Origin of the sequence: uncultured Cedecea sp., from assembly GCF_947498825.1 — a bacterium.
In the GTDB taxonomy this organism is placed as follows: Bacteria; Pseudomonadota; Gammaproteobacteria; order Enterobacterales; family Enterobacteriaceae; genus JGM124.
In genome coordinates this window covers 1-25,659 of record NZ_CANMLV010000035.1, presented here as the reverse complement: position 1 = coordinate 25,659, position 25,659 = coordinate 1, and the positions used below count along the sequence as shown (strand labels likewise).

At 49.1% G+C, this 25,659-nt stretch carries 23 protein-coding genes, 1 pseudogene and 1 riboswitch; of the genes and pseudogenes, 16 read left to right on the top strand and 8 right to left on the bottom strand.

Going from position 1 to position 25,659, the window contains the following annotated elements:
* The 10 genes and pseudogenes from Q1A40_RS21825 to Q1A40_RS21780 all read left to right on the top strand — a co-directional run.
* Window positions 1-72 (top strand): annotated as a pseudogene (locus Q1A40_RS21825) (elongation factor Tu); the annotation flags it as partial.
* 229 nt (window positions 73-301) lie between these two features.
* Window positions 302-685, top strand: a complete 384-nt coding sequence (gene secE, locus Q1A40_RS21820) for a preprotein translocase subunit SecE (RefSeq protein ID WP_300005355.1) — start codon at window positions 302-304, stop codon at window positions 683-685.
* 1 nt (window position 686) lies between these two features.
* Window positions 687-1,232: a transcription termination/antitermination protein NusG gene (gene nusG / locus Q1A40_RS21815; RefSeq protein WP_300005352.1), complete on the top strand. Its 546-nt coding sequence runs from the start codon at window positions 687-689 to the stop codon at window positions 1,230-1,232.
* A gap of 161 nt (window positions 1,233-1,393) precedes the next feature.
* Window positions 1,394-1,822, top strand: coding sequence for a 50S ribosomal protein L11 (gene rplK, locus Q1A40_RS21810; RefSeq protein WP_300005349.1), 429 nt, complete (start codon window positions 1,394-1,396; stop codon window positions 1,820-1,822).
* A 3-nt stretch (window positions 1,823-1,825) separates the two neighbouring features.
* Window positions 1,826-2,530: a 50S ribosomal protein L1 gene (gene rplA, locus Q1A40_RS21805; protein ID WP_300005347.1), complete on the top strand. Its 705-nt coding sequence runs from the start codon at window positions 1,826-1,828 to the stop codon at window positions 2,528-2,530.
* Window positions 2,531-2,826: 296 nt separating this feature from the next.
* Window positions 2,827-3,330 carry a 50S ribosomal protein L10 gene (gene rplJ / locus Q1A40_RS21800; protein ID WP_300005345.1) on the top strand — a complete coding sequence of 168 codons (504 nt, stop codon included), beginning with the start codon at window positions 2,827-2,829 and terminating at the stop codon, window positions 3,328-3,330.
* 66 nt (window positions 3,331-3,396) lie between these two features.
* Window positions 3,397-3,762 (top strand): 50S ribosomal protein L7/L12, encoded by a 366-nt coding sequence (rplL, locus tag Q1A40_RS21795; RefSeq protein WP_211993884.1) that lies wholly within the window; start codon window positions 3,397-3,399, stop codon window positions 3,760-3,762.
* 332 nt (window positions 3,763-4,094) lie between these two features.
* Entirely contained in the window at window positions 4,095-8,123 is a 4,029-nt protein-coding gene (gene rpoB, locus Q1A40_RS21790) for a DNA-directed RNA polymerase subunit beta (protein WP_300005341.1), read from the top strand.
* 75 nt (window positions 8,124-8,198) lie between these two features.
* Window positions 8,199-12,419 carry a DNA-directed RNA polymerase subunit beta' gene (gene rpoC, locus Q1A40_RS21785; RefSeq protein ID WP_300005338.1) on the top strand — a complete coding sequence of 1,407 codons (4,221 nt, stop codon included), beginning with the start codon at window positions 8,199-8,201 and terminating at the stop codon, window positions 12,417-12,419.
* A 301-nt stretch (window positions 12,420-12,720) separates the two neighbouring features.
* The gene (locus Q1A40_RS21780; protein WP_300005335.1) at window positions 12,721-13,251 is read left to right on the top strand and encodes a glyoxalase superfamily protein; all 531 of its coding nucleotides are present in this window, start codon (window positions 12,721-12,723) and stop codon (window positions 13,249-13,251) included.
* Window positions 13,252-13,289: 38 nt separating this feature from the next.
* On the opposite strand, the gene thiH is transcribed toward Q1A40_RS21780, so the two are convergent.
* The 6 genes from thiH to rsd all read right to left on the bottom strand — a co-directional run bounded on the left by thiH (window position 13,290) and on the right by rsd (window position 17,584).
* On the bottom strand, window positions 13,290-14,426 hold the full coding sequence (gene thiH / locus Q1A40_RS21775) for a 2-iminoacetate synthase ThiH (RefSeq protein ID WP_300005360.1): 1,137 nt from the start codon (window positions 14,424-14,426) through the stop codon (window positions 13,290-13,292).
* Entirely contained in the window at window positions 14,426-15,205 is a 780-nt protein-coding gene (gene thiG, locus Q1A40_RS21770) for a thiazole synthase (protein WP_300005333.1), read from the bottom strand. The genes thiH and thiG overlap by 1 nt, the downstream gene beginning before the upstream one ends.
* A gap of 1 nt (window position 15,206) precedes the next feature.
* Complete coding sequence (thiS, locus tag Q1A40_RS21765; RefSeq protein WP_300005331.1) at window positions 15,207-15,407, bottom strand: sulfur carrier protein ThiS; 201 nt, start codon at window positions 15,405-15,407, stop codon at window positions 15,207-15,209.
* A complete protein-coding gene (locus tag Q1A40_RS21760; RefSeq protein ID WP_300005328.1) occupies window positions 15,391-16,149 on the bottom strand; it encodes a HesA/MoeB/ThiF family protein in 759 nt (252 codons plus the stop codon). Before Q1A40_RS21760 ends, thiS begins: the two co-directional genes overlap by 17 nt.
* A complete protein-coding gene (gene thiE, locus Q1A40_RS21755) occupies window positions 16,142-16,828 on the bottom strand; it encodes a thiamine phosphate synthase (protein ID WP_300005325.1) in 687 nt (228 codons plus the stop codon). Before thiE ends, Q1A40_RS21760 begins: the two co-directional genes overlap by 8 nt.
* Window positions 16,829-16,920: 92 nt before the next feature.
* Window positions 16,921-17,031: riboswitch (TPP riboswitch) on the bottom strand.
* A gap of 82 nt (window positions 17,032-17,113) precedes the next feature.
* Window positions 17,114-17,584: a sigma D regulator gene (gene rsd, locus Q1A40_RS21750; protein WP_300005322.1), complete on the bottom strand. Its 471-nt coding sequence runs from the start codon at window positions 17,582-17,584 to the stop codon at window positions 17,114-17,116.
* A gap of 220 nt (window positions 17,585-17,804) precedes the next feature.
* Here rsd and nudC point away from each other — a divergent pair, with 220 nt between their 5' ends.
* The 6 genes from nudC to Q1A40_RS21720 all read left to right on the top strand — a co-directional run bounded on the left by nudC (window position 17,805) and on the right by Q1A40_RS21720 (window position 22,168).
* Window positions 17,805-18,581 (top strand): NAD(+) diphosphatase, encoded by a 777-nt coding sequence (gene nudC, locus Q1A40_RS21745; RefSeq protein ID WP_300005319.1) that lies wholly within the window; start codon window positions 17,805-17,807, stop codon window positions 18,579-18,581.
* A gap of 32 nt (window positions 18,582-18,613) precedes the next feature.
* Window positions 18,614-19,678 carry a uroporphyrinogen decarboxylase gene (gene hemE, locus Q1A40_RS21740; RefSeq protein ID WP_300005316.1) on the top strand — a complete coding sequence of 355 codons (1,065 nt, stop codon included), beginning with the start codon at window positions 18,614-18,616 and terminating at the stop codon, window positions 19,676-19,678.
* A 16-nt stretch (window positions 19,679-19,694) separates the two neighbouring features.
* A complete protein-coding gene (gene nfi / locus Q1A40_RS21735; protein WP_300005313.1) occupies window positions 19,695-20,366 on the top strand; it encodes a deoxyribonuclease V in 672 nt (223 codons plus the stop codon).
* A 43-nt stretch (window positions 20,367-20,409) separates the two neighbouring features.
* Window positions 20,410-21,015 carry a YjaG family protein gene (locus Q1A40_RS21730; protein WP_300005310.1) on the top strand — a complete coding sequence of 202 codons (606 nt, stop codon included), beginning with the start codon at window positions 20,410-20,412 and terminating at the stop codon, window positions 21,013-21,015.
* 170 nt (window positions 21,016-21,185) lie between these two features.
* Window positions 21,186-21,458, top strand: coding sequence for a nucleoid-associated protein HU-alpha (gene hupA / locus Q1A40_RS21725; protein WP_300005307.1), 273 nt, complete (start codon window positions 21,186-21,188; stop codon window positions 21,456-21,458).
* A gap of 14 nt (window positions 21,459-21,472) precedes the next feature.
* Window positions 21,473-22,168 (top strand): DUF1481 domain-containing protein, encoded by a 696-nt coding sequence (locus Q1A40_RS21720; protein WP_300005358.1) that lies wholly within the window; start codon window positions 21,473-21,475, stop codon window positions 22,166-22,168.
* 103 nt (window positions 22,169-22,271) lie between these two features.
* On the opposite strand, the gene purD is transcribed toward Q1A40_RS21720, so the two are convergent.
* Window positions 22,272-23,564, bottom strand: coding sequence for a phosphoribosylamine--glycine ligase (gene purD / locus Q1A40_RS21715; protein ID WP_300005304.1), 1,293 nt, complete (start codon window positions 23,562-23,564; stop codon window positions 22,272-22,274).
* 19 nt (window positions 23,565-23,583) lie between these two features.
* Window positions 23,584-25,173 carry a bifunctional phosphoribosylaminoimidazolecarboxamide formyltransferase/IMP cyclohydrolase gene (gene purH / locus Q1A40_RS21710; RefSeq protein ID WP_300005300.1) on the bottom strand — a complete coding sequence of 530 codons (1,590 nt, stop codon included), beginning with the start codon at window positions 25,171-25,173 and terminating at the stop codon, window positions 23,584-23,586.
* Window positions 25,174-25,659 lie beyond the last annotated feature (486 nt).

The following is a 25,659-nucleotide window of genomic DNA, read 5'->3' as shown; positions in this document are numbered from 1 at the left end:
GGTCTGCGTTTCGCAATCCGTGAAGGCGGCCGTACTGTAGGCGCGGGCGTTGTTGCTAAAGTTATCAGCTAATCGCTTATAACATTTGACGCACCGTGCAATAAAAGGGCATCATTTGATGCCCTTTTTGTACGTTCTCGAAACAGAACCTGGCTCATCAGTGATTTTTATTGATAATCATTGCTGAGACAGGCTCTGGAAAAGGCGTTATATACCGGATAGCAAAAGAGCCGTTCGGTTTGGTTTGCCCCGCTCATGTGGGGTGAAAATATGTGTCTGATTTACTGTGACAGGTTGATTTATGAGTGCGAATACCGAAGCGCAAAATAGCGGACGTGGCCTTGAAATTATGAAGTGGCTCGTCGTTGCCATTTTGGTGGCTGTTGCGGGCGTGGGTAACTATTTCTATCGCGATGTGAGTCTGCCTCTGCGAGCACTGGCGGTAGTAGTTTTGATTGCAGTAGCAGGTGGCATTGCCCTGCTGACAGCGAAAGGCAAAGCAACCGTAACTTTTGCCCGCGAAGCAAGAACCGAAATGCGTAAAGTTGTTTGGCCTACTCGCCAGGAAACATTACACACCACTCTGATCGTGGCAGCAGTTACTGCAGTTATGTCACTGATTCTGTGGGGGCTGGATGGTATTCTGGTCCGCTTGGTCTCCTTTATTACTGGCCTGAGGTTCTGAAATGTCTGAAGCTCCTAAGCAACGCTGGTACGTCGTGCAGGCGTTTTCCGGCTTTGAAGGCCGTGTAGCGATATCGCTGCGCGAGCATATCAAATTGCATAACATGGAAGAGCTATTCGGTGAGGTGATGGTCCCTACCGAAGAAGTCGTGGAAATTCGCGGTGGTCAGCGCCGCAAGAGTGAACGTAAGTTCTTCCCTGGTTATGTGTTGGTACAGATGGTAATGAACGATGCAAGCTGGCACTTAGTGCGTAGCGTGCCGCGTGTTATGGGCTTTATTGGCGGGACTTCTGACCGTCCAGCGCCGATCAGCGACAAAGAAGTCGATGCCATCATGAACCGTCTGCAGCAGGTTGGCGATAAACCACGTCCGAAAACGCTGTTCGAACCGGGTGAAATGGTTCGTGTCAATGACGGCCCGTTTGCCGACTTTAATGGTGTCGTAGAAGAAGTTGACTACGAGAAAAGCCGCCTGAAGGTTTCTGTATCTATCTTCGGTCGTGCTACACCTGTTGAGCTGGACTTTGCTCAAGTAGAAAAAGCATAACGGTTTTATGATTTAAGCAACGATTAATTGTTGCACAAGGCGCGAAGTTGGCATACAATTTCGCGCCTTTTGTTTTTGCGCGTACGGTGTACGTGTGAAATGTTTTATATCCACGGGGAGCCTTTCCATCAAGGCGCTATAACCCATCAGAGGAAATTTTCATGGCTAAGAAAGTCCAAGCCTACGTCAAGCTGCAAGTGTCAGCTGGTATGGCGAACCCAAGTCCACCGGTTGGTCCAGCACTGGGTCAACAAGGCGTTAACATCATGGAATTCTGTAAAGCGTTTAACGCCAAAACTGAATCCCTTGAGAAAGGCCTGCCTATTCCGGTTGTTATTACCGTTTATGCTGACCGTTCATTTACCTTCGTTACTAAAACTCCACCGGCTGCAGTTCTGCTGAAAAAAGCTGCTGGCGTTAAGTCTGGTTCTGGTAAGCCGAACAAAGACAAAGTTGGTAAAGTGACCAGCGCTCAAATCCGTGAAATTGCGGAAACTAAAGCAGCGGACATGACTGGTTCTGATATCGAAGCGATGATTCGTTCGATTGAAGGTACTGCTCGTTCCATGGGCCTGGTAGTGGAGGGTTAAGAAATGGCTAAACTGACCAAGCGCATGCGTAATATCCGTGAGAAAGTTGTTGCGACTAAGCAATACGACATCACTGAAGCTGTTGCCCTGCTGAAAGAGCTGGCGACTGCTAAATTTGTAGAAAGCGTAGATGTTGCTGTTAACCTCGGCATCGATGCGCGTAAATCCGATCAGAACGTACGTGGTGCGACTGTTCTGCCACACGGTACCGGTCGTTCAGTACGTGTTGCTGTATTTGCCCAAGGCCCTAACGCTGAAGCTGCGAAAGCTGCTGGCGCAGAGCTGGTAGGTATGGAAGACCTGGCTGAGCAGATCAAAAAAGGCGAAATGAACTTTGACGTTGTTATTGCTTCTCCTGATGCAATGCGCGTTGTTGGCCAGCTTGGCCAGGTTCTGGGCCCACGTGGTCTGATGCCAAACCCGAAAGTGGGTACTGTAACTCCTAACGTTGCTGAAGCAGTTAAAAATGCTAAAGCAGGTCAGGTTCGTTATCGTAACGACAAAAACGGTATTATCCACACTACCATCGGTAAAGTGGACTTTGATGCCGACAAATTGAAAGAAAACCTGGAAGCTCTGTTGGTTGCTCTGAAAAAAGGCAAACCATCACAAGCTAAAGGCGTGTACATCAAGAAAATTAGCCTGTCCACCACTATGGGTGCAGGTGTTGCGGTAGACCAGGCTGGTCTGAACGCAGCGGCGAACTAATAATCGCCTTTACGCGGGCATAAGAATAGTCTATTATCTTACGCCCGTTGCTTCGCTTTAGCGAAGCACAAGATTTCAGTGGTTGGAGCCTGGCCTTATCCAGGCCTCCGTCCAAGACCGCAGGTGCTTTGTAAAAAGCTTAATTTCCTGCGTAGACGGTGACAGAACCTGAAGAATATTTTAGATAGTCTTTAGCTTGTTTCTGCTCACCGTATGTAGATGCGTTTTTCCATTTTGGTTAAACGTGAAGTGAGTTCCGGGAATTTTTCCCGGCTAAAACCCAGGAGCAAAAGCTAATGGCTTTAAATCTTCAAGACAAACAAGCGATTGTTGCTGAAGTCAGCGAAGTAGCCAAAGGCGCGCTGTCTGCTGTTGTTGCGGATTCCCGTGGCGTAACAGTAGATAAAATGACCGAACTGCGTAAAGCAGGTCGCGAAGCCGGCGTTTACATGCGTGTTGTTCGTAACACCTTGCTGCGTCGTGTTGTTGAAGGTACTCAGTTTGAGTGCCTGAAAGACGCGTTTGTTGGTCCAACCTTGATTGCATATTCTATGGAACACCCGGGCGCTGCTGCTCGTCTGTTCAAAGATTTCGCGAAAGCGAATGCAAAATTTGAGGTTAAAGCCGCTGCCTTTGAAGGTGAGCTGATCCCGGCATCCCAAATCGATCGCCTGGCAACTCTGCCGACTTACGAAGAAGCACTGGCACGTCTGATGTCGACCATGAAAGAAGCCGCTGCTGGCAAACTGGTCCGTACTCTGGCTGCCGTTCGCGATCAGAAAGAATCCGAAGCCGCTTAATCGCGTTTCACTTTCTCTCGCGTTCGCTTACGTATAAACTTATTCTGATTTTCAGGAACAATTTTTATGTCTATCACTAAAGATCAAATCTTAGAAGCAGTTGCCGCTATGTCTGTAATGGACGTTGTTGAACTGGTTTCTGCAATGGAAGAAAAATTCGGTGTTTCTGCAGCTGCTGCTGTAGCTGTTGCAGCAGGTCCTGCTGAAGCCGCTGAAGAAAAAACTGAATTCGACGTAATTCTGAAAGCTGCTGGCGCTAACAAAGTTGCTGTTATCAAAGCAGTACGTGGCGCAACCGGTCTGGGTCTGAAAGAAGCTAAAGACCTGGTTGAATCTGCACCTGCTGCCCTGAAAGAAGGCATCAGCAAAGATGACGCAGAAGCACTGAAAAAATCTCTGGAAGAAGCTGGCGCTGAAGTTGAAGTTAAATAAGCCAACTCTTTTAGTTGCAGCCTGAGAAATTAGGCTGATGGCTGGTGACTTTTTAGTCACCAGCCTTTTTGCGCTGTAGGGTATTAATAGGGTTTCACGCTGTTTGACTATTGATAACCTGACAATGTGAGTTTCTATCGACGACTTACTATACTGTGACTTTCTACGCCGGGAGTTCCGGGGTGAAGCACAATGAAATGATGTAAGGGTGATAGAAACAGGCATTGCGGAAAGTGTTCTACTTTCCTTCCTACAAAATAGTGTTGCATAAGCATAAATTGCCCCTCTCTATGGGCAAATGGGTCGACTTGTCAGCCAGCTGAGGAACCCTAATGGTTTACTCCTATACCGAAAAAAAACGTATTCGTAAGGATTTTGGAAAGCGTCCACAAGTACTGGATATTCCTTATCTCCTTTCTATTCAGCTTGATTCATTTCAAAAATTTATCGAGCAAGATCCTGAAGGGCAGTATGGTTTGGAAGCAGCATTCCGTTCCGTATTCCCGATCCAGAGCTACAGTGGTAACTCAGAACTGCAGTACGTCAGCTATCGTCTTGGCGAACCAGTTTTTGATGTTAAAGAGTGTCAGATCCGTGGTGTGACCTATTCTGCTCCGCTGCGTGTCAAACTGCGTCTGGTTATCTACGAGCGCGAAGCGCCGGAAGGAACCGTTAAAGACATCAAAGAACAAGAAGTCTACATGGGTGAAATTCCACTCATGACTGACAACGGGACCTTCGTTATTAACGGGACTGAGCGTGTTATCGTTTCTCAGTTACACCGTAGCCCGGGTGTGTTCTTTGACAGTGACAAAGGTAAAACGCACTCTTCAGGAAAGGTACTGTATAACGCACGTATCATTCCTTACCGTGGTTCATGGCTGGATTTCGAATTCGACCCGAAAGACAACCTCTTTGTGCGTATTGACCGTCGCCGTAAATTGCCTGCGACCATTATTCTGCGCGCGTTGAACTACACCACTGAACAGATCCTTGACCTGTTCTTTGACAAAGTGACGTTTGAAATCCGTGATAATAAGCTACAGATGGAGCTTATCCCGGAACGTCTGCGCGGCGAAACTGCCACTTTCGACATTGAAGCCAATGGCAAAATCTATGTTGAAAAAGCACGTCGTATTACCGCGCGTCATATCCGCCAGCTGGAAAAAGATGATATCAAGCATATCGAAGTTCCGGTTGAATACATTGCGGGTAAAGTTTCTGCAAAAGATTACATTGATGAGTCTACCGGTGAGCTGATTTGCCCGGCTAACATGGAACTCTCTCTGGATCTGCTGGCACGTCTGAGCCAGGCAGGACACAAGCGTATTGAAACGCTGTTCACCAACGACTTGGACCACGGTCCATATATGTCTGAGACTGTCCGTGTCGACCCAACCAGCGATCGCCTGAGCGCACTGGTTGAGATCTACCGTATGATGCGTCCTGGTGAGCCGCCAACACGTGAAGCAGCAGAAACACTGTTTGCGAACTTGTTCTTCTCTGAAGATCGTTATGACCTGTCTGCTGTAGGTCGTATGAAGTTCAACCGTTCTCTGCTTCGTGATGAGATTGAAGGTTCCGGTATCCTGAGCAATGACGACATCATCGACGTCATGAAAAAACTCATCGATATCCGTAACGGTAAAGGCGAAGTGGATGATATCGACCACCTCGGCAACCGTCGTATCCGTTCTGTAGGCGAAATGGCGGAAAACCAATTCCGCGTTGGCTTAGTACGTGTTGAGCGTGCGGTTAAAGAGCGTCTGTCCTTAGGCGATCTGGATACCCTGATGCCTCAGGATATGATCAACGCTAAGCCTATCTCTGCCGCAGTGAAAGAGTTCTTTGGTTCCAGCCAGCTGTCTCAGTTTATGGACCAGAACAACCCACTGTCAGAGATTACCCATAAGCGTCGTATTTCTGCGCTCGGCCCGGGTGGTTTGACCCGTGAGCGTGCAGGCTTTGAAGTCCGTGACGTACATCCAACCCACTACGGTCGTGTATGTCCAATTGAAACGCCTGAAGGTCCAAACATTGGTCTGATCAACTCCCTGTCTGTTTATGCACAGACTAACGAATATGGTTTCCTGGAAACTCCATATCGTCGTGTTGTTGACGGTGTTGTTACCGATGAAATTCATTACTTGTCTGCTATCGAAGAAGGCAACTACGTTATTGCTCAGGCAAACACCAACCTCGACGAAGAAGGCCGTTTTGTTGATGACCTGGTAACCTGCCGTAGCAAAGGCGAGTCAAGCCTGTTCAGTAACGATCAGGTTGACTACATGGACGTATCTACCCAGCAGGTAGTTTCCGTCGGTGCATCTCTGATCCCGTTCCTGGAACACGATGACGCCAACCGTGCATTGATGGGTGCAAACATGCAACGTCAGGCTGTACCCACTCTGCGTGCTGATAAGCCGCTGGTAGGTACGGGTATGGAACGTGCTGTTGCCGTTGACTCCGGTGTAACTGCTGTTGCTAAACGTGGTGGTTCTGTTCAGTACGTTGATGCTTCTCGTATCGTTATTAAAGTGAACGAAGATGAGATGTATCCGGGCGAAGCAGGCATTGATATCTATAACCTGACCAAATACACCCGTTCTAACCAGAACACTTGTATCAACCAGATGCCTTGCGTATCTCTGGGTGAGCCAATTGAACGTGGTGATGTGCTGGCAGATGGTCCGTCAACTGACCTCGGTGAGCTGGCTCTTGGCCAGAACATGCGCGTGGCATTCATGCCATGGAACGGTTACAACTTCGAAGACTCCATCCTCGTATCCGAGCGTGTTGTTCAGGAAGACCGTTTCACTACTATTCACATCCAGGAACTGGCTTGTGTGTCTCGTGACACCAAACTGGGGCCAGAAGAGATCACTGCAGATATCCCGAACGTGGGTGAAGCAGCGCTTTCTAAACTGGATGAGTCCGGTATTGTTTACATCGGTGCTGAAGTGACCGGTGGTGACATTCTGGTAGGTAAGGTAACACCTAAAGGTGAAACTCAGCTGACGCCAGAAGAGAAACTGCTGCGTGCTATCTTTGGTGAGAAAGCATCTGACGTTAAAGACTCCTCTCTGCGTGTACCAAACGGTGTTTCCGGTACTATTATTGACGTACAGGTCTTTACCCGCGATGGCGTGGAAAAAGACAAACGTGCGTTAGAAATTGAAGAGATGCAGCTGAAGCAGGCGAAGAAAGATTTGTCTGAAGAACTGCAAATTTTTGAAGCGGGTCTGTTTAGCCGTATTTATGCGGTACTGGTTTCCGGCGGTATTGAAGCTGACAAACTGGATAAACTGCCACGCGATCGCTGGCTCGAACTGGGCCTGGCAGACGAAGAAAAGCAAAACCAGCTGGAGCAGCTGGCTGAGCAGTACGACGAACTGAAGCACGAGTTTGAGAAAAAACTCGAAGCCAAGCGCCGTAAAATCACTCAGGGCGATGACCTGGCACCTGGCGTGCTGAAAATCGTTAAAGTGTATCTGGCCGTTAAACGTCAGATCCAGCCTGGTGACAAAATGGCGGGTCGTCACGGGAACAAAGGTGTTATCTCGAAAATTAACCCAATCGAAGATATGCCTTACGATGAAAACGGTACGCCGGTAGACATCGTACTGAACCCGCTGGGCGTACCATCGCGTATGAACATCGGTCAGATTCTGGAAACCCACCTCGGAATGGCTGCTAAAGGTATCGGTGAGAAAATCAACGCGATGCTGAAGCAACACCGTGAAGTTGCAAAACTGCGTGAGTTTATCCAGAAAGCTTACGATCTGGGTACTGACGTACGCCAGAAAGTTGACCTGAATACCTTCAGTGATGAAGAAGTTCTGCGTCTGGCTGAGAACCTGAAGAAAGGGATGCCAATCGCAACCCCAGTATTCGACGGTGCAAAAGAGTCTGAAATCAAAGAGTTGCTGACGCTGGCTGATTTGCCAACTTCAGGTCAGATTACGCTGTTTGATGGCCGTACTGGTGAACAATTTGAGCGTCCGGTAACCGTAGGTTACATGTATATGCTGAAACTGAACCACTTGGTCGACGACAAAATGCATGCCCGTTCAACCGGTTCTTACAGCCTGGTTACTCAGCAACCGCTGGGTGGTAAGGCGCAGTTCGGTGGTCAGCGCTTCGGTGAGATGGAAGTGTGGGCGCTTGAAGCTTATGGCGCCGCGTATACCTTGCAAGAAATGTTGACCGTTAAGTCTGATGACGTAAATGGCCGTACTAAGATGTATAAAAACATCGTGGATGGCAACCATCAGATGGAACCAGGCATGCCGGAATCCTTCAACGTACTGTTGAAAGAGATCCGCTCGCTGGGTATCAACATCGAGCTGGAAGACGAGTAATCGTTGCTCAAAAGGTCCAGGGTGCCCGACTGATGTCGGGCATCACAGAGTGCTAACTCCGACGGGAGCAAATCCGTGAAAGACTTATTAAAGTTTCTGAAAGCGCAAACTAAAACTGAAGAGTTTGATGCGATCAAAATTGCGCTGGCTTCGCCAGACATGATCCGTTCATGGTCTTTTGGTGAAGTTAAAAAGCCAGAAACCATTAACTACCGTACGTTCAAACCTGAGCGTGACGGTCTGTTCTGTGCTCGTATTTTTGGGCCGGTAAAAGACTATGAGTGCCTGTGCGGTAAGTACAAGCGCTTGAAGCATCGTGGCGTTATTTGTGAGAAGTGTGGCGTTGAAGTCACTCAGACTAAAGTACGTCGTGAGCGTATGGGTCACATTGAGCTGGCTTCTCCAACTGCACACATTTGGTTCCTGAAGTCACTGCCATCTCGTATCGGCTTGCTTCTGGATATGCCACTGCGTGACATCGAACGTGTACTGTACTTCGAATCTTATGTGGTTATCGAAGGCGGTATGACTAACCTCGAGCGTCGTCAGATCCTGACTGAAGAGCAGTATCTTGATGCGCTGGAAGAGTTCGGTGACGAATTTGACGCGAAAATGGGTGCGGAAGCTATTCAGGCCCTGCTGAAAAGCATGGATCTTGAGCAAGAGTGTGAAACTCTGCGCGAAGAGCTGAATGAAACTAACTCAGAAACCAAGCGTAAAAAGCTGACCAAGCGTATCAAACTGCTGGAAGCGTTCGTTCAGTCTGGTAACAAACCAGAATGGATGATCCTGACCGTTCTGCCGGTTCTGCCACCAGATTTACGTCCATTGGTACCGCTGGACGGTGGTCGTTTTGCGACATCGGATCTGAACGATCTGTATCGCCGTGTTATTAACCGTAACAACCGTTTGAAGCGTCTTCTGGACTTGGCTGCACCTGACATCATCGTACGTAACGAAAAACGTATGTTGCAGGAAGCTGTTGATGCCCTGTTAGATAACGGTCGTCGCGGTCGTGCTATCACCGGTTCGAACAAACGTCCTCTGAAATCTTTGGCCGATATGATCAAAGGTAAGCAGGGTCGTTTCCGTCAGAACCTGTTGGGTAAACGTGTTGACTACTCTGGTCGTTCTGTTATCACCGTAGGTCCATACCTGCGTCTGCATCAGTGCGGTCTGCCGAAGAAAATGGCACTGGAGCTGTTCAAGCCGTTCATCTACGGTAAGCTGGAACTGCGTGGTCTTGCGACTACCATTAAAGCTGCCAAGAAAATGGTTGAGCGCGAAGAAGCTGTCGTCTGGGATATCCTCGATGAAGTGATTCGTGAACACCCGGTACTGCTGAACCGTGCACCAACTCTGCACCGTTTAGGTATTCAGGCATTTGAACCTGTTCTTATCGAAGGTAAAGCTATCCAGTTGCACCCACTGGTGTGTGCTGCGTATAACGCCGACTTCGATGGTGACCAGATGGCGGTTCACGTTCCACTGACGCTTGAAGCGCAGCTGGAAGCGCGTGCCCTGATGATGTCGACCAACAACATCCTGTCACCAGCGAACGGCGAACCTATCATCGTTCCTTCTCAGGACGTGGTCTTGGGTCTGTACTATATGACCCGTGATAAAATTAACGCCAAAGGCGAAGGCATGGTGTTGACTGGCCCGAAAGAGGCTGAGCGCATTTACCGTGCTGGTGTTGCCGAGCTGCATGCTCGCGTTAAGGTTCGTATCACTGAATATGAAAAAAATGATCAGGGCGAATTCGTTGCGACGACTAGTCTGATCGATACCACAGTTGGCCGTGCCATCCTGTGGATGATCGTACCTAAAGGTCTGCCTTACTCTATCGTTAACCAGGCGTTGGGTAAAAAAGCTATCTCTAAAATGCTTAACACCTGTTACCGCATTTTGGGTCTGAAACCGACCGTTATCTTTGCTGACCAGACGATGTACACCGGCTTTGCTTATGCAGCGCGTTCAGGTGCTTCTGTTGGTATCGACGATATGGTGATCCCGGCTAAGAAAACTGAAATTATCTCTGAAGCTGAAGCCGAAGTGGCTGAAATTCAGGAACAGTTCCAGTCTGGTCTGGTTACCGCGGGCGAGCGTTACAACAAAGTTATCGATATCTGGGCTGCGGCGAACGACCGTGTCTCTAAAGCGATGATGGATAACCTGCAAACTGAAACCGTGATTAACCGTCAAGGTGAAGAAGAGCAGCAGGTTTCTTTCAACAGCATCTACATGATGGCCGACTCCGGTGCGCGTGGTTCTGCGGCACAGATTCGTCAGCTGGCAGGGATGCGTGGCCTGATGGCGAAACCAGATGGTTCCATCATCGAAACGCCAATTACCGCGAACTTCCGTGAAGGTCTGAACGTACTCCAGTACTTCATCTCGACCCACGGTGCGCGTAAAGGTCTTGCGGATACCGCACTGAAAACAGCTAACTCCGGTTATCTGACGCGTCGTCTGGTTGACGTTGCGCAGGACTTGGTTGTTACTGAAGATGACTGTGGCACTCTGGAAGGTATCACCATGACTCCGGTTATCGAGGGTGGTGACGTTAAAGAGCCACTGCGCGATCGCGTTCTGGGTCGTGTAACGGCAGAAGATATTCTGAAGCCGGGTACTGCTGATATTCTGGTTCCACGTAACACCCTGCTGCATGAGCATTGGTGTGATGTGTTAGAAGCTAACTCTGTTGACAGCGTGAAAGTACGTTCTGTTGTAGGTTGTGAAACCGACTTCGGCGTATGTGCTCACTGTTATGGTCGCGACCTGGCTCGTGGTCATATCATCAACAAGGGTGAAGCTATCGGGGTTATCGCGGCACAGTCCATCGGTGAACCTGGTACTCAGCTGACGATGCGTACGTTCCACATCGGTGGTGCGGCATCTCGTGCGGCAGCCGAATCCAGCATTCAGGTGAAAAACAAAGGTAGTATCAAGCTTCACAATGCGAAGACCGTTATTAACTCCGCAGGTAAGCTGGTTATCACCTCTCGTAACACTGAGCTGAAACTGATCGACGAATTCGGTCGTACCAAAGAAAGCTATAAAGTGCCTTACGGTGCTGTGATGGCTAAAGGTGATGGTGAGCAAGTTGGTGCCGGTGAAACCGTTGCTAACTGGGATCCACATACCATGCCAGTTGTTACTGAAGTGAGCGGTTACATCCGCTTCACCGACATGCTCGACGGTCAGACTATTACCCGTCAGACTGACGAGTTAACCGGTCTGTCTTCACTGGTAGTTCTGGATTCTGCAGAGCGTACCTCTGGTGGTAAAGACCTGCGTCCGGCACTGAAAATTGTTGATGCCAAAGGTGGCGATGTTCTGATCCCTGGTACAGATATGCCAGCTCAGTACTTCCTGCCAGGTAAAACTATCGTTCAGCTGGAAGATGGTCTGCAGATTAGCGCAGGTGATACTCTTGCTCGTCTGCCACAAGAATCTGGCGGTACTCGTGATATTACCGGTGGTCTGCCACGCGTAGCGGATCTGTTTGAAGCTCGTCGTCCGAAAGAGCCGGCAATCCTGGCTGAAATCAGCGGTATCATTTCCTTCGGTAAAGAAACCAAAGGGAAACGTCGTTTGGTTATCACCCCGATTGATGGTAGCGATCCGTACGAAGAGATGATTCCGAAATGGCGTCAGCTGAACGTGTTTGAAGGTGAACGTGTTGAGCGTGGTGATGTTGTTTCTGATGGTCCAGAGTCTCCACATGACATCCTGCGTCTGCGCGGTGTTCATGCGGTAACGCGTTACATCACTAACGAAGTGCAGGACGTTTATCGTCTGCAAGGCGTTAAGATAAACGATAAACACATTGAAGTTATCGTGCGTCAGATGTTGCGTAAAGCGACCATCATTAACGCTGGCAGCTCCGACTTCCTGGAAGGCGAGCAGGCTGAATACTCTCGTATCAAGATTGCTAACCGCGAAATTGATGCGAACGGTAAGATCAACGTGACTTATGCACGTGACCTGCTGGGTATCACCAAAGCATCCCTGGCAACGGAGTCCTTCATCTCTGCGGCTTCGTTCCAGGAAACGACGCGTGTTCTGACCGAAGCTGCGGTAGCAGGTAAGCGTGATGAACTGCGCGGTCTGAAAGAGAACGTCATCGTGGGCCGTCTGATCCCAGCCGGTACCGGTTACGCTTATCATCAGGATCGTATCCGTCGTCGTGCTGCGGGTGAAGCACCTGTTGTACCTCAGGTTAGCGCTGAAGAAGCAACTGCCAGCCTGGCAGAACTGCTGAACGCGGGTCTGGGTGGAAACAACGACTAAATCGCCAGCCATTTACCGCTCTTCGGGCGGTAAATAATCGCGAATCAATAACACCCCATAAGCTTATGCTTATGGGGTGTTTTTTTATTTAAAACTGTTAAGAATGAGCCGCCTGATATATTGAATAGCCAGGACACAGTCAGTACTATGGCGACAGGCCTGTGCTGCCTGCCGCTCGCGTCCGTAAGGAAGGGTGAAAGCATATATACCCTTGGGTATAGTTATCTGATTCTACCTCCCCTCTTGATGATTGAGGCATTGGTAATGCGAGCTCCAGAAGGCCTCGATACCAGGAGAAGACATGCCGACAACTGAACAAGCCAAAAAAATGGCTAAGACCTTACGTGCCTCGCTCGAATCTCGTCAAATTCCCATTTCCCATGCCGTGGCGCTGGAACTGGTTGCCCAACAACTGGGTTATAAAGACTGGAATACCGCATCAGCGTTATTGCCCCAGACAGAAGTGTGCCCTGCTGTTGTGCTGGAAAAAGCCATTCCAATCATTCGTATGTTTGACGAACATAAAGCGCGAGAGTTTTACCTCGATTTTCTTGGCTTTGAGGTTGAGTTTGAGCATCGCTTTGAACCCGGACTGCCACTCTACTTAGGGATTGGGCGTAGCGGTTTACAGATCCATCTTTCTGAACATCATGGTGATGCCAGCCCTGGAGCCACGATCTTTGTACCGATGCAGAATGTTGAGCAGCTGCGGGATGAACTGCGGGCTAAACAATATAGCTACGGGCGCCCGGATATTATCAAGCAGGACTGGGGGATGGTTCTGGAAGTCTACGATCCCTTTGGCAACCGCATTCGCTTCTGCCAGTATTAGACAGCCAGACAGGCCGGTTTCCGGCCTGTCTGGTATTGTTAATTACTCATCGTTCTCCTGCCCAGGAAATTGTCCCAGTCTTTCCATACCGGTTGCAGTCCTGCATTACGTAACGCTCTGGCTACTTCTTGCGGCGTCCGTCCGTCATGGGTGGCAAACTGTTCCAGTTCCGGGCGATTTTCAGCATAGCCTCCCGGTTGAGTTTTCGAGAATGCGCTGACATTATTAATAGCCAAGGGGATCACATGATCACGGAACCACGGCGATTCCCGCGTAGAAAGTGATAGCTCGACATCTGGGGCCAGCAAACGAAAGGCACAAATCACCTGTACCAGCTGTTGGTCGCTCATTATAGACGCTGGCTCCACGCCACCTGTGCAGGGTCGTAGTCTGGGAAATGAAATAGAATAGCGGCTTTTCCAGTAGGTTTTCTGCAGCCAGAGTAAATGCTCTGCTACCATATAACAGTCAGTACGCCAGCAGTTGGATAAACCAATCAGTGCACCCAGACCAATTTTATCAATCCCGGCGCGTCCTAAACGATCAGGCGTTTCTAAACGCCAGATAAAGTCCTGTTTGTTACCGCGTAGATGGTGCTGAGCATAGACCGCTGGATGGTAGGTTTCCTGATAAACCATAACCCCATCCAGGCCCAGCTGCCTGAGTTCAGCATATTCATGCTCATCAAGCGGCTGCACTTCCATATGCAATGAACTAAACTGGCTACGAATCGCAGGTAAATGCTGACGGAAATAGTCCATTCCGACTTTGGTTTGATGCTCGCCAGTCACTAATAACAGGTGTTCAAAACCCATCGCACGGATAGCGGCACACTCTTGTTCTATCTCTCGGGCATCGAGCGTTTTCCTTTTGATTTTATTACTCATGGAAAAACCGCAATAGGTACAGTCATTCGCGCAGAGATTTGAGAGATAAAGCGGAATATAAAAACTAACGGTATTGCCAAAGCGTTGACGAGTGAGTTGCTGCGCCCGTTGTGCTAAAGGTTCCAGATAGTGGCTGGCTGCAGGGGATAGTAAGGCCATCAGGTCATCTCGCGTCAACTGCGAGGCGTTGATGGCTCTTTCAACATCAGCGGTACTTTTACTATTAATCCGCAGGGTGATATCGTCCCAGTCCAGCTGCCGCCAGTGGTCAGTAAAATTAAGACTCATCATACGGCCTCTGGGCTAAAATGCAGAAAATGAGTCAGAGGACTGGATGCCTGGGCTTGCTGGTGGCGGGAACCCAAACCGGACTGCGCTGCCAGTGAACCGGCTTCAATCGCAAGGCGAAAGGCCTGCGCCATCTGTACCGGATTATGTGCGACGGCAATAGCCGTATTGACCAGAACGGCTGAAGCACCCATTTCCAGCGCCTCGGCCGCATGACTGGGTGCGCCAATTCCGGCATCAACCACCACTGGTACGCTTGACTGCTCAATAATAATTTCCAGAAAAGCACGGGTCTGGAGTCCTTGGTTTGAGCCAATTGGTGCGCCCAGAGGCATGACAGCAGCGCAACCTGCTTCTTCCAGTCGTTTGCATAGTACCGGATCGGCGCCGCAATATGGCAGAACCACAAAGCCTTGTTTAACCAGCACCTCGGCAGCTTTAAGTGTCTCTATGGGATCCGGCAGAAGATAACGGGGATCTGGATGGATCTCGAGTTTTAACCAGTGAGTCCCGAGGGCTTCACGGGCCAGGTGAGCTGCAAAAATCGCTTCTTCTGCGGTTTTAGCGCCGGAGGTATTAGGCAGCAGCTGTACACCTGCTTGCTGAAGCGGTCGTAAAATATCATCATTATGCTGGCGGAGATCGACACGCTTCATCGCCATGGTAACCAGTTGAGATCCTGAAGCGCGAATCGCTTCTATCATCACCTCGCTTGAGGCAAATTTACCCGTGCCAGTGAACAGACGGGAAGTAAGGATTTTATCAGCAATCTGTAGCATATTAGCCTCCGGCAATGGCCTGAAAGAGTAGGATCGCGTCACCATCCTGTAATACGAGGCTCCCCCACTGGGAACGAGGGATAATGGTTTGGTTTACCGCTAAAGCGCTGCCTGGTTGTAACTTACCCAGTTCAGTCAGCAATTCGCTTAATACCAGGGCGTCACGACACTGCAATGGTTCTTCGTTAAACAGGATTTGCATGATTTGATTCTCCGCATACCGGGCAGCTGGTGGACTTTTGTAGCTGGAATGTGCTCCAGCTATGTCGTCTTGCATCAAACAGACGTAGAGAGCCGGTAGCAGGGGCAATACCGGTTAATAATTTAATGGTCTCTAAAGCCTGTAAGGTACCCATCACGCCAACCACGGGGCCGAGAATACCTGCAGTACGGCAGTTACGTTCAGGTTCATCCTCATCCTGCCAGAGACAGCGATAACATCCCTGTTGCCAGGGCGGAGTCAGCACCATGAATTGACCACTAAACCCGACAGCACTGGCGGTAATCAGAGGCGTATTGGCTGCGACACAGGCTGCGTTGATTGCTTGTCGCGTAGCCATATTATCGCTGCAATCCAGCACCACATCAGCCTGGCAGACTTGCTCAGATAGCGCTTCTCCTTGCAAACGCTGATACAGCGGCACGATATTGATATGGGGATTGAGGTGCTGAAGATGTTGTGTAGCAGCCGCTGATTTAGTTCTCCCGATATGCTCTTCGGTAAACAAAATCTGGCGCTGTAAATTGCTGACATGCACTTGGTCATCGTCGGCAACAATGAGATGACCGACTCCGGCGCCTGCCAGATAGAGTGCTGCTGGCGATCCCAGACCACCTAAGCCGACGATCAGTACTCGAGAGTTGAGTAGTTTTTGTTGGCCCTCGAGAGCAACCTCTTCCAGCAATAACTGGCGGCTATAACGCATAAAGTCAGCATCATTCATCGCCGGCACCTGCCAGGCGTAATAATTGCAGTGTGGCTTCACGCCAGTCAGCAGCCTGAGTTATAGCGCTTACTACTGCAATACTTCCTACTCCGGTTGCCAGCACTGCGCTTGCACGTTCCAGACTGATACCACCAATGGCTACGGTGGAGTAGTTGCCCAAAGTCTGGATGTGCTCAGCAAGCTTATTAAGGCCCTGTGGAGAAGAGGGCATTTTTTTAGTTTGGGTGGGGAAAACATGGCCGAGGGCAATATAAGAAGGTTTCACGCTGAGCGCACGTTTCATTTCCATATTATCGTGGGTAGATACACCCAGTCGTAATCCAGCGGCTTTGATAGCGTTAAGATCGGCTCTGTCCAGATCGTCCTGCCCCAGATGAACGCCATAGGCATTATGCTTAATCGCCAGACGCCAGTAATCGTTAATAAATAAACGAGCGCTGTAACGCTGTCCTAAGGCAATGGCAGCCATTATCTGGGATTCAACATCCTGATCTGATTTATCCTTTATCCGTAATTGAATCGTGCGTACTCCGACACTTAACAGGCGTTCAATCCACTCCACCGTATCAACGACAGGATAAAGCCCGAGGCGCTGTGAAGTCGGAGGAAAAGAAGAAATTTCAACGGATTGAATGGTATGCGGCTGACCGCAATTGTTTTTTTCTGATACAGACATAGCACATTCCAGTATTAGGCGGATTGGCTTGTCAGGAGGACGGAGGAGTAATGGATATGGGCAACCATCAAAAAAATATGGGTGTCACCAAAGGCATAATTACTCTTGTTCCCTTCGCAGGTATTAGCCTGATCAGGTTCCGCGGATCCCGAATTAACGGTCTCAGCCGGTGCATAACGCACTCGGCACTCCGACAAGAATGACACCTGCCTTGCGGCAGGTATGAGGTAACTTACTCGCTAATAACAAACAACTCAAGACCGATATTGATAGTCTCGAGCGTGGTTACACTTCCACTGGTTTGTTATCGATAACTCGTGTAATCAGTTTATCTTCCAGTGAAAAATGCGTTTCCAGACACTCACCAACTTGTGATAAGGCCTGTTGAAACTCTGACCAATCATCAGCTTCAATGGCATTTTCCAAATGAGAATCATAGAGAACCATTATTTTTTGGGTATTTTGTTCTAATTTTGCATAAATCTGCGTGATGCTTGAAGATGATTTTTCATCTTCCAGTTTGCTCATAATACGATTATAAATGTTGAAATGGCCGGACGAGAGATAGTCCACTAAACTCTGGCAAAATGTATCCAAGGCCTTTTCATCGAGCGCGGTGTGCGATTCCTTGTTAGGCTTGATCCCGACCATGTTGTAATAGGCTACTAACAAGTGCTTACGAGCCTGTAGCCACTGGTCGACTAACTCATTACTACCACCAACGCGCTCAGTCAGATTTTCTAACTGGTTAAGCATGATTGACTCCGTGAGTTAAATGATATGCCCGCCATACTTCAAGTCACTTGGGTATTGCCGCAGTGAGGATAACCGAATCACATCGTTACCTGTGCTCATCGCGTGTCTTCACTTGGTGCCTGGAAGTCACTCGAATTATTTAGGGTATATTTTGCTAACTTATCGAAAACATTTTGAACCATTTGTTTATATCAGTGAAACCGGAGATGTGCATCAATTCATGGAACGTATTATTACAAACTTAGATCACGGTTGGTGGATAATCAGCCATGAACAGAAAATATGGTTGCCAGAAGGGGAGTTACCTCATGGTTTTTCTGGAGCGTTTCAGCTTGAAGGTGTGACAGGACGACAGATTGGTGAGTGGGATGGCGAACCAGTATGGTTAATTCGTCAGAATCGCCCTCAGGATATGGGATCTGTTCGGCAACTTATTGAAGTTGAAGCCGGACTTTTTCAGTTAGCCGGTCGTGGCGTGCAGCTCGCGGAGTTCTATCGCTCCCATAAATTTTGTGGTTACTGTGGGCATGAAATGCACCCCAGTAAAAGCGAGTGGGCGATGCTCTGTGGGCATTGTCGGGAACGTTACTACCCACAAATATCGCCCTGCATCATCGTTGCTATTCGCCGTAATGACCATATTTTACTGGCTCAACATAATCGTCATCGCAATGGTATTTATACCGTTCTGGCAGGTTTTGTTGAAGTGGGCGAAACACTGGAACAAGCGGTTGCCCGTGAAGTGATGGAAGAGAGCAGTATTCGTATTAAAAATTTACGTTATGTGACTTCTCAGCCTTGGCCTTTTCCACAATCGCTCATGACGGCTTTTATGGCTGACTATGATAGCGGCGATATTATTATTGATCCCAAGGAGTTAATTGATGCAGGTTGGTATCGTTATGACGAGCTGCCGTTACTCCCCCCTCCAGGAACTGTTGCCCGCCGTCTGATTGAAGATACCGTTGCTCTGTGTCGTGCAGAGGATGAATGTTAGACTAGCGGGTAACAGCTAAAGGAAATGCAAATATGACTGAACTGAAAAACGATCGTTACTTGCGCGCGCTACAGCGTTTACCGGTAGATATCACTCCAGTATGGATGATGCGTCAGGCTGGCCGTTATTTGCCAGAATATAAGGCCACTCGCGCACAGGCCGGTGATTTTATGTCTCTGTGTAAAAATGCTGAACTGGCCTGTGAAGTAACGCTACAACCCTTGCGACGCTATGCACTGGATGCCGCCATTCTCTTTTCGGATATCCTCACAATTCCTGATGCGATGGGGCTCGGATTACACTTTGAGGCTGGAGAAGGCCCACGGTTTAGTTATCCGATTAAAACCATCGCAGATGTCGAAAAATTACCGATTCCTGACCCAGAAGATGAACTCGGTTATGTGATGAATGCTGTACGAACCATTCGTACGGCGCTGAAAGGTGAAGTGCCATTGATTGGTTTTTCAGGCAGTCCGTGGACTTTAGCAACCTATATGGTGGAGGGCGGGAGCAGCAAAGCTTTTACCCTGATTAAGAAAATGATGTATGCCGAACCTAAGGCTTTGCATCTGTTGCTGGATAAACTGGCGCAAAGCGTCATACTTTACCTGAATGCGCAAATCCGTGCGGGTGCACAATCGGTGATGATTTTTGACACTTGGGGTGGCGTTCTGACAGGGCGTGACTATCAGCAGTTCTCACTGCACTACATGCATAAAATTGTTGATGGCCTGCAACGTGAAAACGAAGGTCGTCGTGTACCGGTTACCCTGTTTACGAAAGGGGGAGGTCAATGGCTGGAAGCGATGGCTGAAACCGGATGTGATGCCCTTGGGCTGGACTGGACGATGGATATCCAGGAAGCTCGCCGTCGCGTTGGTCATAAAGTTGCTCTTCAGGGAAATATGGACCCTTCCATTCTTTATGCACCGCCTGAACGTATTGAAGAAGAGGTCTCGACTATTTTGGCTGGTTTCGGTCAGGGTGAAGGTCATGTCTTTAATTTGGGGCATGGTATCCATCAGGATGTACCACCAGAAAATGCGGGTGCATTTGTCGAAGCGGTACATCGTTTATCAGCACCTTATCACCGTTAATTAAAGAGAGCCGCTGATGGATTTAGCGAAACTCAAAGAACAGCAGCTTTCTCTGGCCTCACAGGTTATCAGTGCAGACCAGTTTGGCAGCTCACCGCCCGCCTTGATAGCAGGGGCGGATGTCGGTTTTGAACAGGGTGGTGAAGTTACACGTGCGGCTATTGTGTTACTTCGCTATCCCTCACTGGAGTGTGTTGAGTACCAGATTGCTCGCATCAAGACTGTTATGCCCTATATCCCCGGGTTTCTGTCGTTTCGCGAATTGCCTGCGTTACAGACCGCCTGGGGAATGCTTTCGCAGAAGCCGGATTTGATGATGGTCGATGGGCATGGGATTTCACATCCACGCCGCTTAGGTATCGCCAGCCACTTTGGCGTGCTGGTGGATGTGCCGACAATTGGTATCGCGAAAAAACGGCTTTGTGGTCACTATCAGGATTTGCCTGAAGAAGTGGGAGCCCGGCAACCACTCATCGATAAAGGAGAACAGCTGGGATGGGTCTGGCGTAGCAAGAAACGCTGTAACCCTTTGTTTATTTCTCCGGGCCATCGTATCAGCCTTGATAGCGCACTGCTATGGGTACAACGCTGTATGGCTGGTTATCGTTTGCCTGAGCCTACTCGCCAGGCTGATGCGATTGCCTCCTCACGTCCTGCCTTTACGCGCTTACAAGCAATTGGCCGATGATTCAGGTAAACTTTCACTTATTATTCGTCTCTGAGACCCCCCCATGTTACAGAATCCTGTCCATTTACGTTTGGAGAAACTTGAAAGTTGGCAGCATGTCACTTTCATGGCTTGTCTGTGTGAACGTATGTATCCCAATTATGCTGTTTTTTGCCAGCAAACGGAGTTTGGTGAACCACAAGTTTATCGCCGCATTCTTGACCTTATCTGGGAAACGCTCACGGTTAAAGATGCCAAGGTGAATTTCGATAGTCAGCTTGAAAAACTGGAAGAGGCTATCCCGGTTGCTGACGATTATGATGTTTACGGAGTTTATCCGGCGATTGATGCCTGCGTGGCACTCAGTGAGCTTATTCATTCCCGGCTTTCAGGTGAGACCCTGGAACATGCCATCGAAGTCAGTAAAAGTTCTGTCACCACGGTTGCTATGCTTGAAATGACTCAGGCTGGTCGTGAAATGACGGATGAAGAACTCAGAGAAAATCCTGCTGTCGCGGAAGAATGGGATCTTCAATGGGAAGTTTTCCGTCTTCTTGCGGCTTGTGAAGAACGGGATATTGAATTGATAAAAGGGTTGCGTGCAGACCTCCGTGAGTCAGGGATCAGTAATATTGGTATAGTTTTTAACCAAAAAGATAGTAAAACATGAGATATGGCTTGATTTGACCCCTCATAACGCTTCCAATTAACCCCCCGTCTGGTCTACATTTGTGGGGCGAAAAAAAGTGGCTATCAGTGCGTATATGCAGGGGAGTACTTTTTGGCTTTTTCGTCGCACTCGATGCTTAGCAAGCGATAAACACATTGTAAGGATAACTTATGAACAAGACTCAACTGATTGACGTAATTGCTGACAAAGCTGACCTGTCTAAAGCACAGGCTAAAGCAGCGCTGGAATCCACCCTGGCTGCAATTACTGAGTCTCTGAAAGCAGGTGATGCAGTACAACTGGTTGGTTTCGGTACCTTCAAAGTGAACCACCGTGCTGAGCGTACAGGTCGCAACCCGCAGACGGGCAAAGAAATCACAATCGCTGCTGCTAATGTGCCGGCTTTTGTTTCTGGTAAAGCTCTGAAAGACGCAATTAAGTAAGTTAACGCGTGGCAGTGAATCGTTATTGCAGAGGGGCGTTTACGCCCCTTTTGTTTGGCTGGCGACGGCTTGCTGCGTTGGTTGGTACCCTGTTGCTCTGTGCCTGTAGCAGCCAACAAAAACTCCCTCCTTTTACCGCTTCTGGCTATATTGCTGACCAAGGTGCCGTACGGATTTGGCGCAAAGACAGTAGCGATGATAATACCCATATTCTTGCGGTTTTTAGCCCATGGCGTGAAGGAGTCACGACGGTTGGCGAATATCGCTGGCATAACGATCAGCTGATCTTCCTGGAACTGAATATTGCCGACAAAAACCCAGAGCAGGTAAAACTCCGTTTTGCCAGTAACGGCGAACTAAGCTTTATGCAGCGTGAAGTGAACGCACAGAAACAGCAGCTCTCGGAAGATCAGATTGCGTTATATCACTATCGAGCCAGGCAGATTAAAGAAGTCAGTGAAGCCTTACGTATAGGGCATGTTGTGCTACACCAGGGGCGCTGGAATGGCAATAATACCGCAACGACCTGTGAAGGTGCAGTCATGCCAGTACAACTCGATAATGAGTCCTTGCGTGTGATTGAACAACGGCAGAACCGTTCAATCTCTCCTGTCAGTATCGCCTGGCTCGAAGCGCCAGAAGGCTCACAGTTGCTGCTGGTAGCGTATGAGAATTTTTGTACCTGGCAGCCTAAGGCCGATGATTTTTAAAAGGGGTCTGTAGGCGGGAAACGCAATGACGGAGCCCCATAAACGCCCTGACCGCTGACGTCTATGGGTAATAAGGCGGCATAGGTTGCCGCCGAAAAGCCTGTTACTTCGTATTTTCACGCTCGATGGCACGATATCCAATATCGGTGCGGTGGAAACAACCGTCCCAATGAATATCTTTCATCAGTTCCAGAGCACGGGCCTGAGCAGCCGCTACGGTTTCACCCAGAGCGGTTGAACATAAAACGCGTCCGCCATTCGTGATAACCTTGTTTTCTGCATTTAGCTGGGTTCCGGCATGGAACACTTTAGCATCAGTAGACGCGGCTGTCGGTAAGCCGGTAATCACATCTCCGGTACGGTAATCCGCTGGATAGCCGCCAGCAGCGATAACGACACCCAGTGAGGGTCTTGGATCCCAGAGAGAGGTTTTGCTATCAAGGGTTCCATCACAACCCGCCAGGCACAGTTCAACCAGATCCGACTGTAAACGCATCATGATTGGCTGAGTTTCCGGGTCACCAAAGCGACAGTTAAATTCGATAACCTTAGGGTTGCCTTCCTTATCGATCATCAAGCCTGCGTACAAGAAACCGGTATAAACATGGCCTTCTGCCGCCATGCCGCGCACGGTTGGCCAGATAACTCTTTCCATCGTGCGCTGGTGGACTTCGTCAGTCACCACCGGGGCTGGAGAATAAGCCCCCATACCACCGGTATTCGGACCGGTATCGCCATCACCTACACGTTTATGATCCTGGCTGGTGGCCATCGGCAGAACGTGTTCCCCGTCCACCATCACAATAAAGCTGGCTTCTTCACCATCGAGAAATTCTTCAATTACAATTCGGTGACCTGCGTTACCGAACGCATTACCTGCCAGCATATCCTGAACGGCTTCTTCCGCTTCAGCCAGCGTCATCGCGACGATAACGCCTTTGCCTGCAGCAAGACCGTCAGCCTTGATAACAATAGGCGCGCCTTTTTCACGTAAGTAAGCAAGGGCTGGCTCAACTTCGGTAAAGTTCTGGTATTCAGCCGTCGGGATATTGTGGCGCGCCAGGAAGTCTTTGGTAAAAGCTTTGGAACCCTCCAGCTGAGCTGCCCCTCGAGTAGGTCCAAAAATTTTCAGACCTGCGGCGCGGAAAGTGTCGACGATACCCTCTACTAATGGGGCTTCCGGGCCAACGATGGTCAAATCAATTTTTTCGCTCTGAGCGAAGTTCAGTAAAGCGGGAATGTCCAGAACACCGATCGCGATATTTTGCAGGGCGGGTTCCAGGGCCGTTCCGGCATTGCCCGGTGCGATAAACACTTGGCTGACAAGTGGGGACTGGGATGCTTTCCAGCCTAACGCGTGTTCGCGTCCACCATTACCAATAACTAATACTTTCATCAGGTTAATTCTCCCGGAATTAATGGCGGAAATGACGCATATCAGTGAAGATCATCGCGAGACCATGTTCGTCTGCAGCAGCAATCACTTCATCATCGCGAATAGAACCACCAGGCTGAATAACACAGCTCACACCCACAGCCGCTGCGGCATCAATTCCATCGCGGAACGGGAAGAAGGCATCGGAGGCCATAGCAGAACCTTTCACTTCCAGTCCTTCATCTGCGGCTTTAATACCTGCGATTTTAGCAGAGTAGACGCGGCTCATTTGGCCTGCACCTATACCGATAGTCATATTATCGCGCGCATAAACAATGGCGTTTGATTTTACAAACTTCGCGACTTTCCAGCAGAATAAGGCATCACGCAGTTCTTGTTCCGTTGGCTGACGCTTACTGACAACACGCAGATCGGCAGCAGTGACCATGCCTAAATCACGATCCTGAACCAGCAGACCACCATTAACACGTTTAAAGTCCAGACCGGCTACAGGGGTTTGCCACTGACCACAGATCAAGACGCGAACATTTTGCTTGCTGCTGGTGATATTCAGGGCTTCTTCGCTGGCTGATGGCGCGATAATCACTTCCACAAACTGGCGGGAAACGATCGCCTGAGCGGTTTCGGCATCCAGCTCGCGGTTGAAGGCAATAATGCCGCCAAAGGCTGAAGTTGGGTCAGTCTTATAGGCGCTGTTATAGGCTTCAAGAATCGAGTGGCTTACGGCAACGCCGCAAGGGTTTGCATGTTTAACGATAACGCAGGCGGGCTCCTGGAAAGCTTTTACGCACTCCAGTGCGGCATCCGTATCGGCGATATTGTTATAAGAGAGCGCTTTTCCCTGTACCTGAGTGGCAGTAGCAACAGAGGCCTCTTTAATTTCTTCTTCTATATAGAAGGCCGCTTGCTGGTGACTGTTTTCACCATAGCGCATGTCTTGCTTCTTAATGAAGTTCAGATTCAATGTCCGAGGGAAACGACCTGCAGCTTCTTTTGTTTCACCATGGTAAGCCGGAACCAGACGACCAAAGTAGTTGGCAATCATACTGTCATAGGCGGCGGTATGCTCGAAAGCTTTAATCGCGAGGTCGAAGCGAGTTTCCAGTGTTAAAGAACCTTCATTACTATCCATCTCGGCAATGATAGCCTGGTAGTCGCTGCTTTTTACGACGATGGCAACGTCTTTATGGTTCTTAGCGGCAGAGCGCACCATGGTCGGGCCACCGATATCAATATTCTCAACCGCGTCCTCTAAAGAACAACCTTCGCGTGCGACGGTCTGGGCAAAGGGATAAAGGTTAACAACAACCATATCGATAGGAGAGATATCATGTTCATTCATAATGGCATCATCCTGACCACGACGGCCCAAAATCCCACCATGTACTTTCGGGTGTAACGTTTTGACGCGTCCATCCATCATCTCTGGAAAACCGGTGTAGTCAGAGACTTCGGTCACCGGCAGGTTTGCCTCAGCCAGCAGACGAGCAGTACCACCGGTTGATAGCAGCACGACTCCACGTTGAGAGAGGGCCTGGGCGAATTCGACGATACCGGTTTTGTCAGAAACACTGAGCAAAGCACGGCGTACAGGACGGCGTTGTTGCATGGTTTGATCCTTTAGCTTTGGTTCGCATATAGAAGAGCATTAGCTTAATACTGGTTTTTATTAGATTTCTGGCTCTGGCAAGTGTGTTGCGATGGCAGAACAGACCAGAATTCAGCTAACGCCCCCAATCTGGGGCATCTTTTTAACGTCGAACATTGTAGCGAAAACGTTTGCGTCACGCTCGCGAATTTTCGGTCGTTATTATAAATGTGGATAAGTTTGTGTGTAAGTGGGTATAAAGCGGGGTTTTGCTGTGGAATGCAGCAGTCAGTCATTTTTCTGTCATTTAAGTGTTGCAGCGCCGGGAGAACTCCCTATAATGCGCCTCCATCGACGGGAAACATGTGAACAACTTCACAAGTTACCGGGACGATAAAGAGAAAAGATTCTGAAATAAGAATTGACTCTTAAAGAGGAACGCGTAATATACGCCACCTCGAGTTAGCAAGCTAAGGCAAGCAACTCACTGCTCTTTAACAATTTATC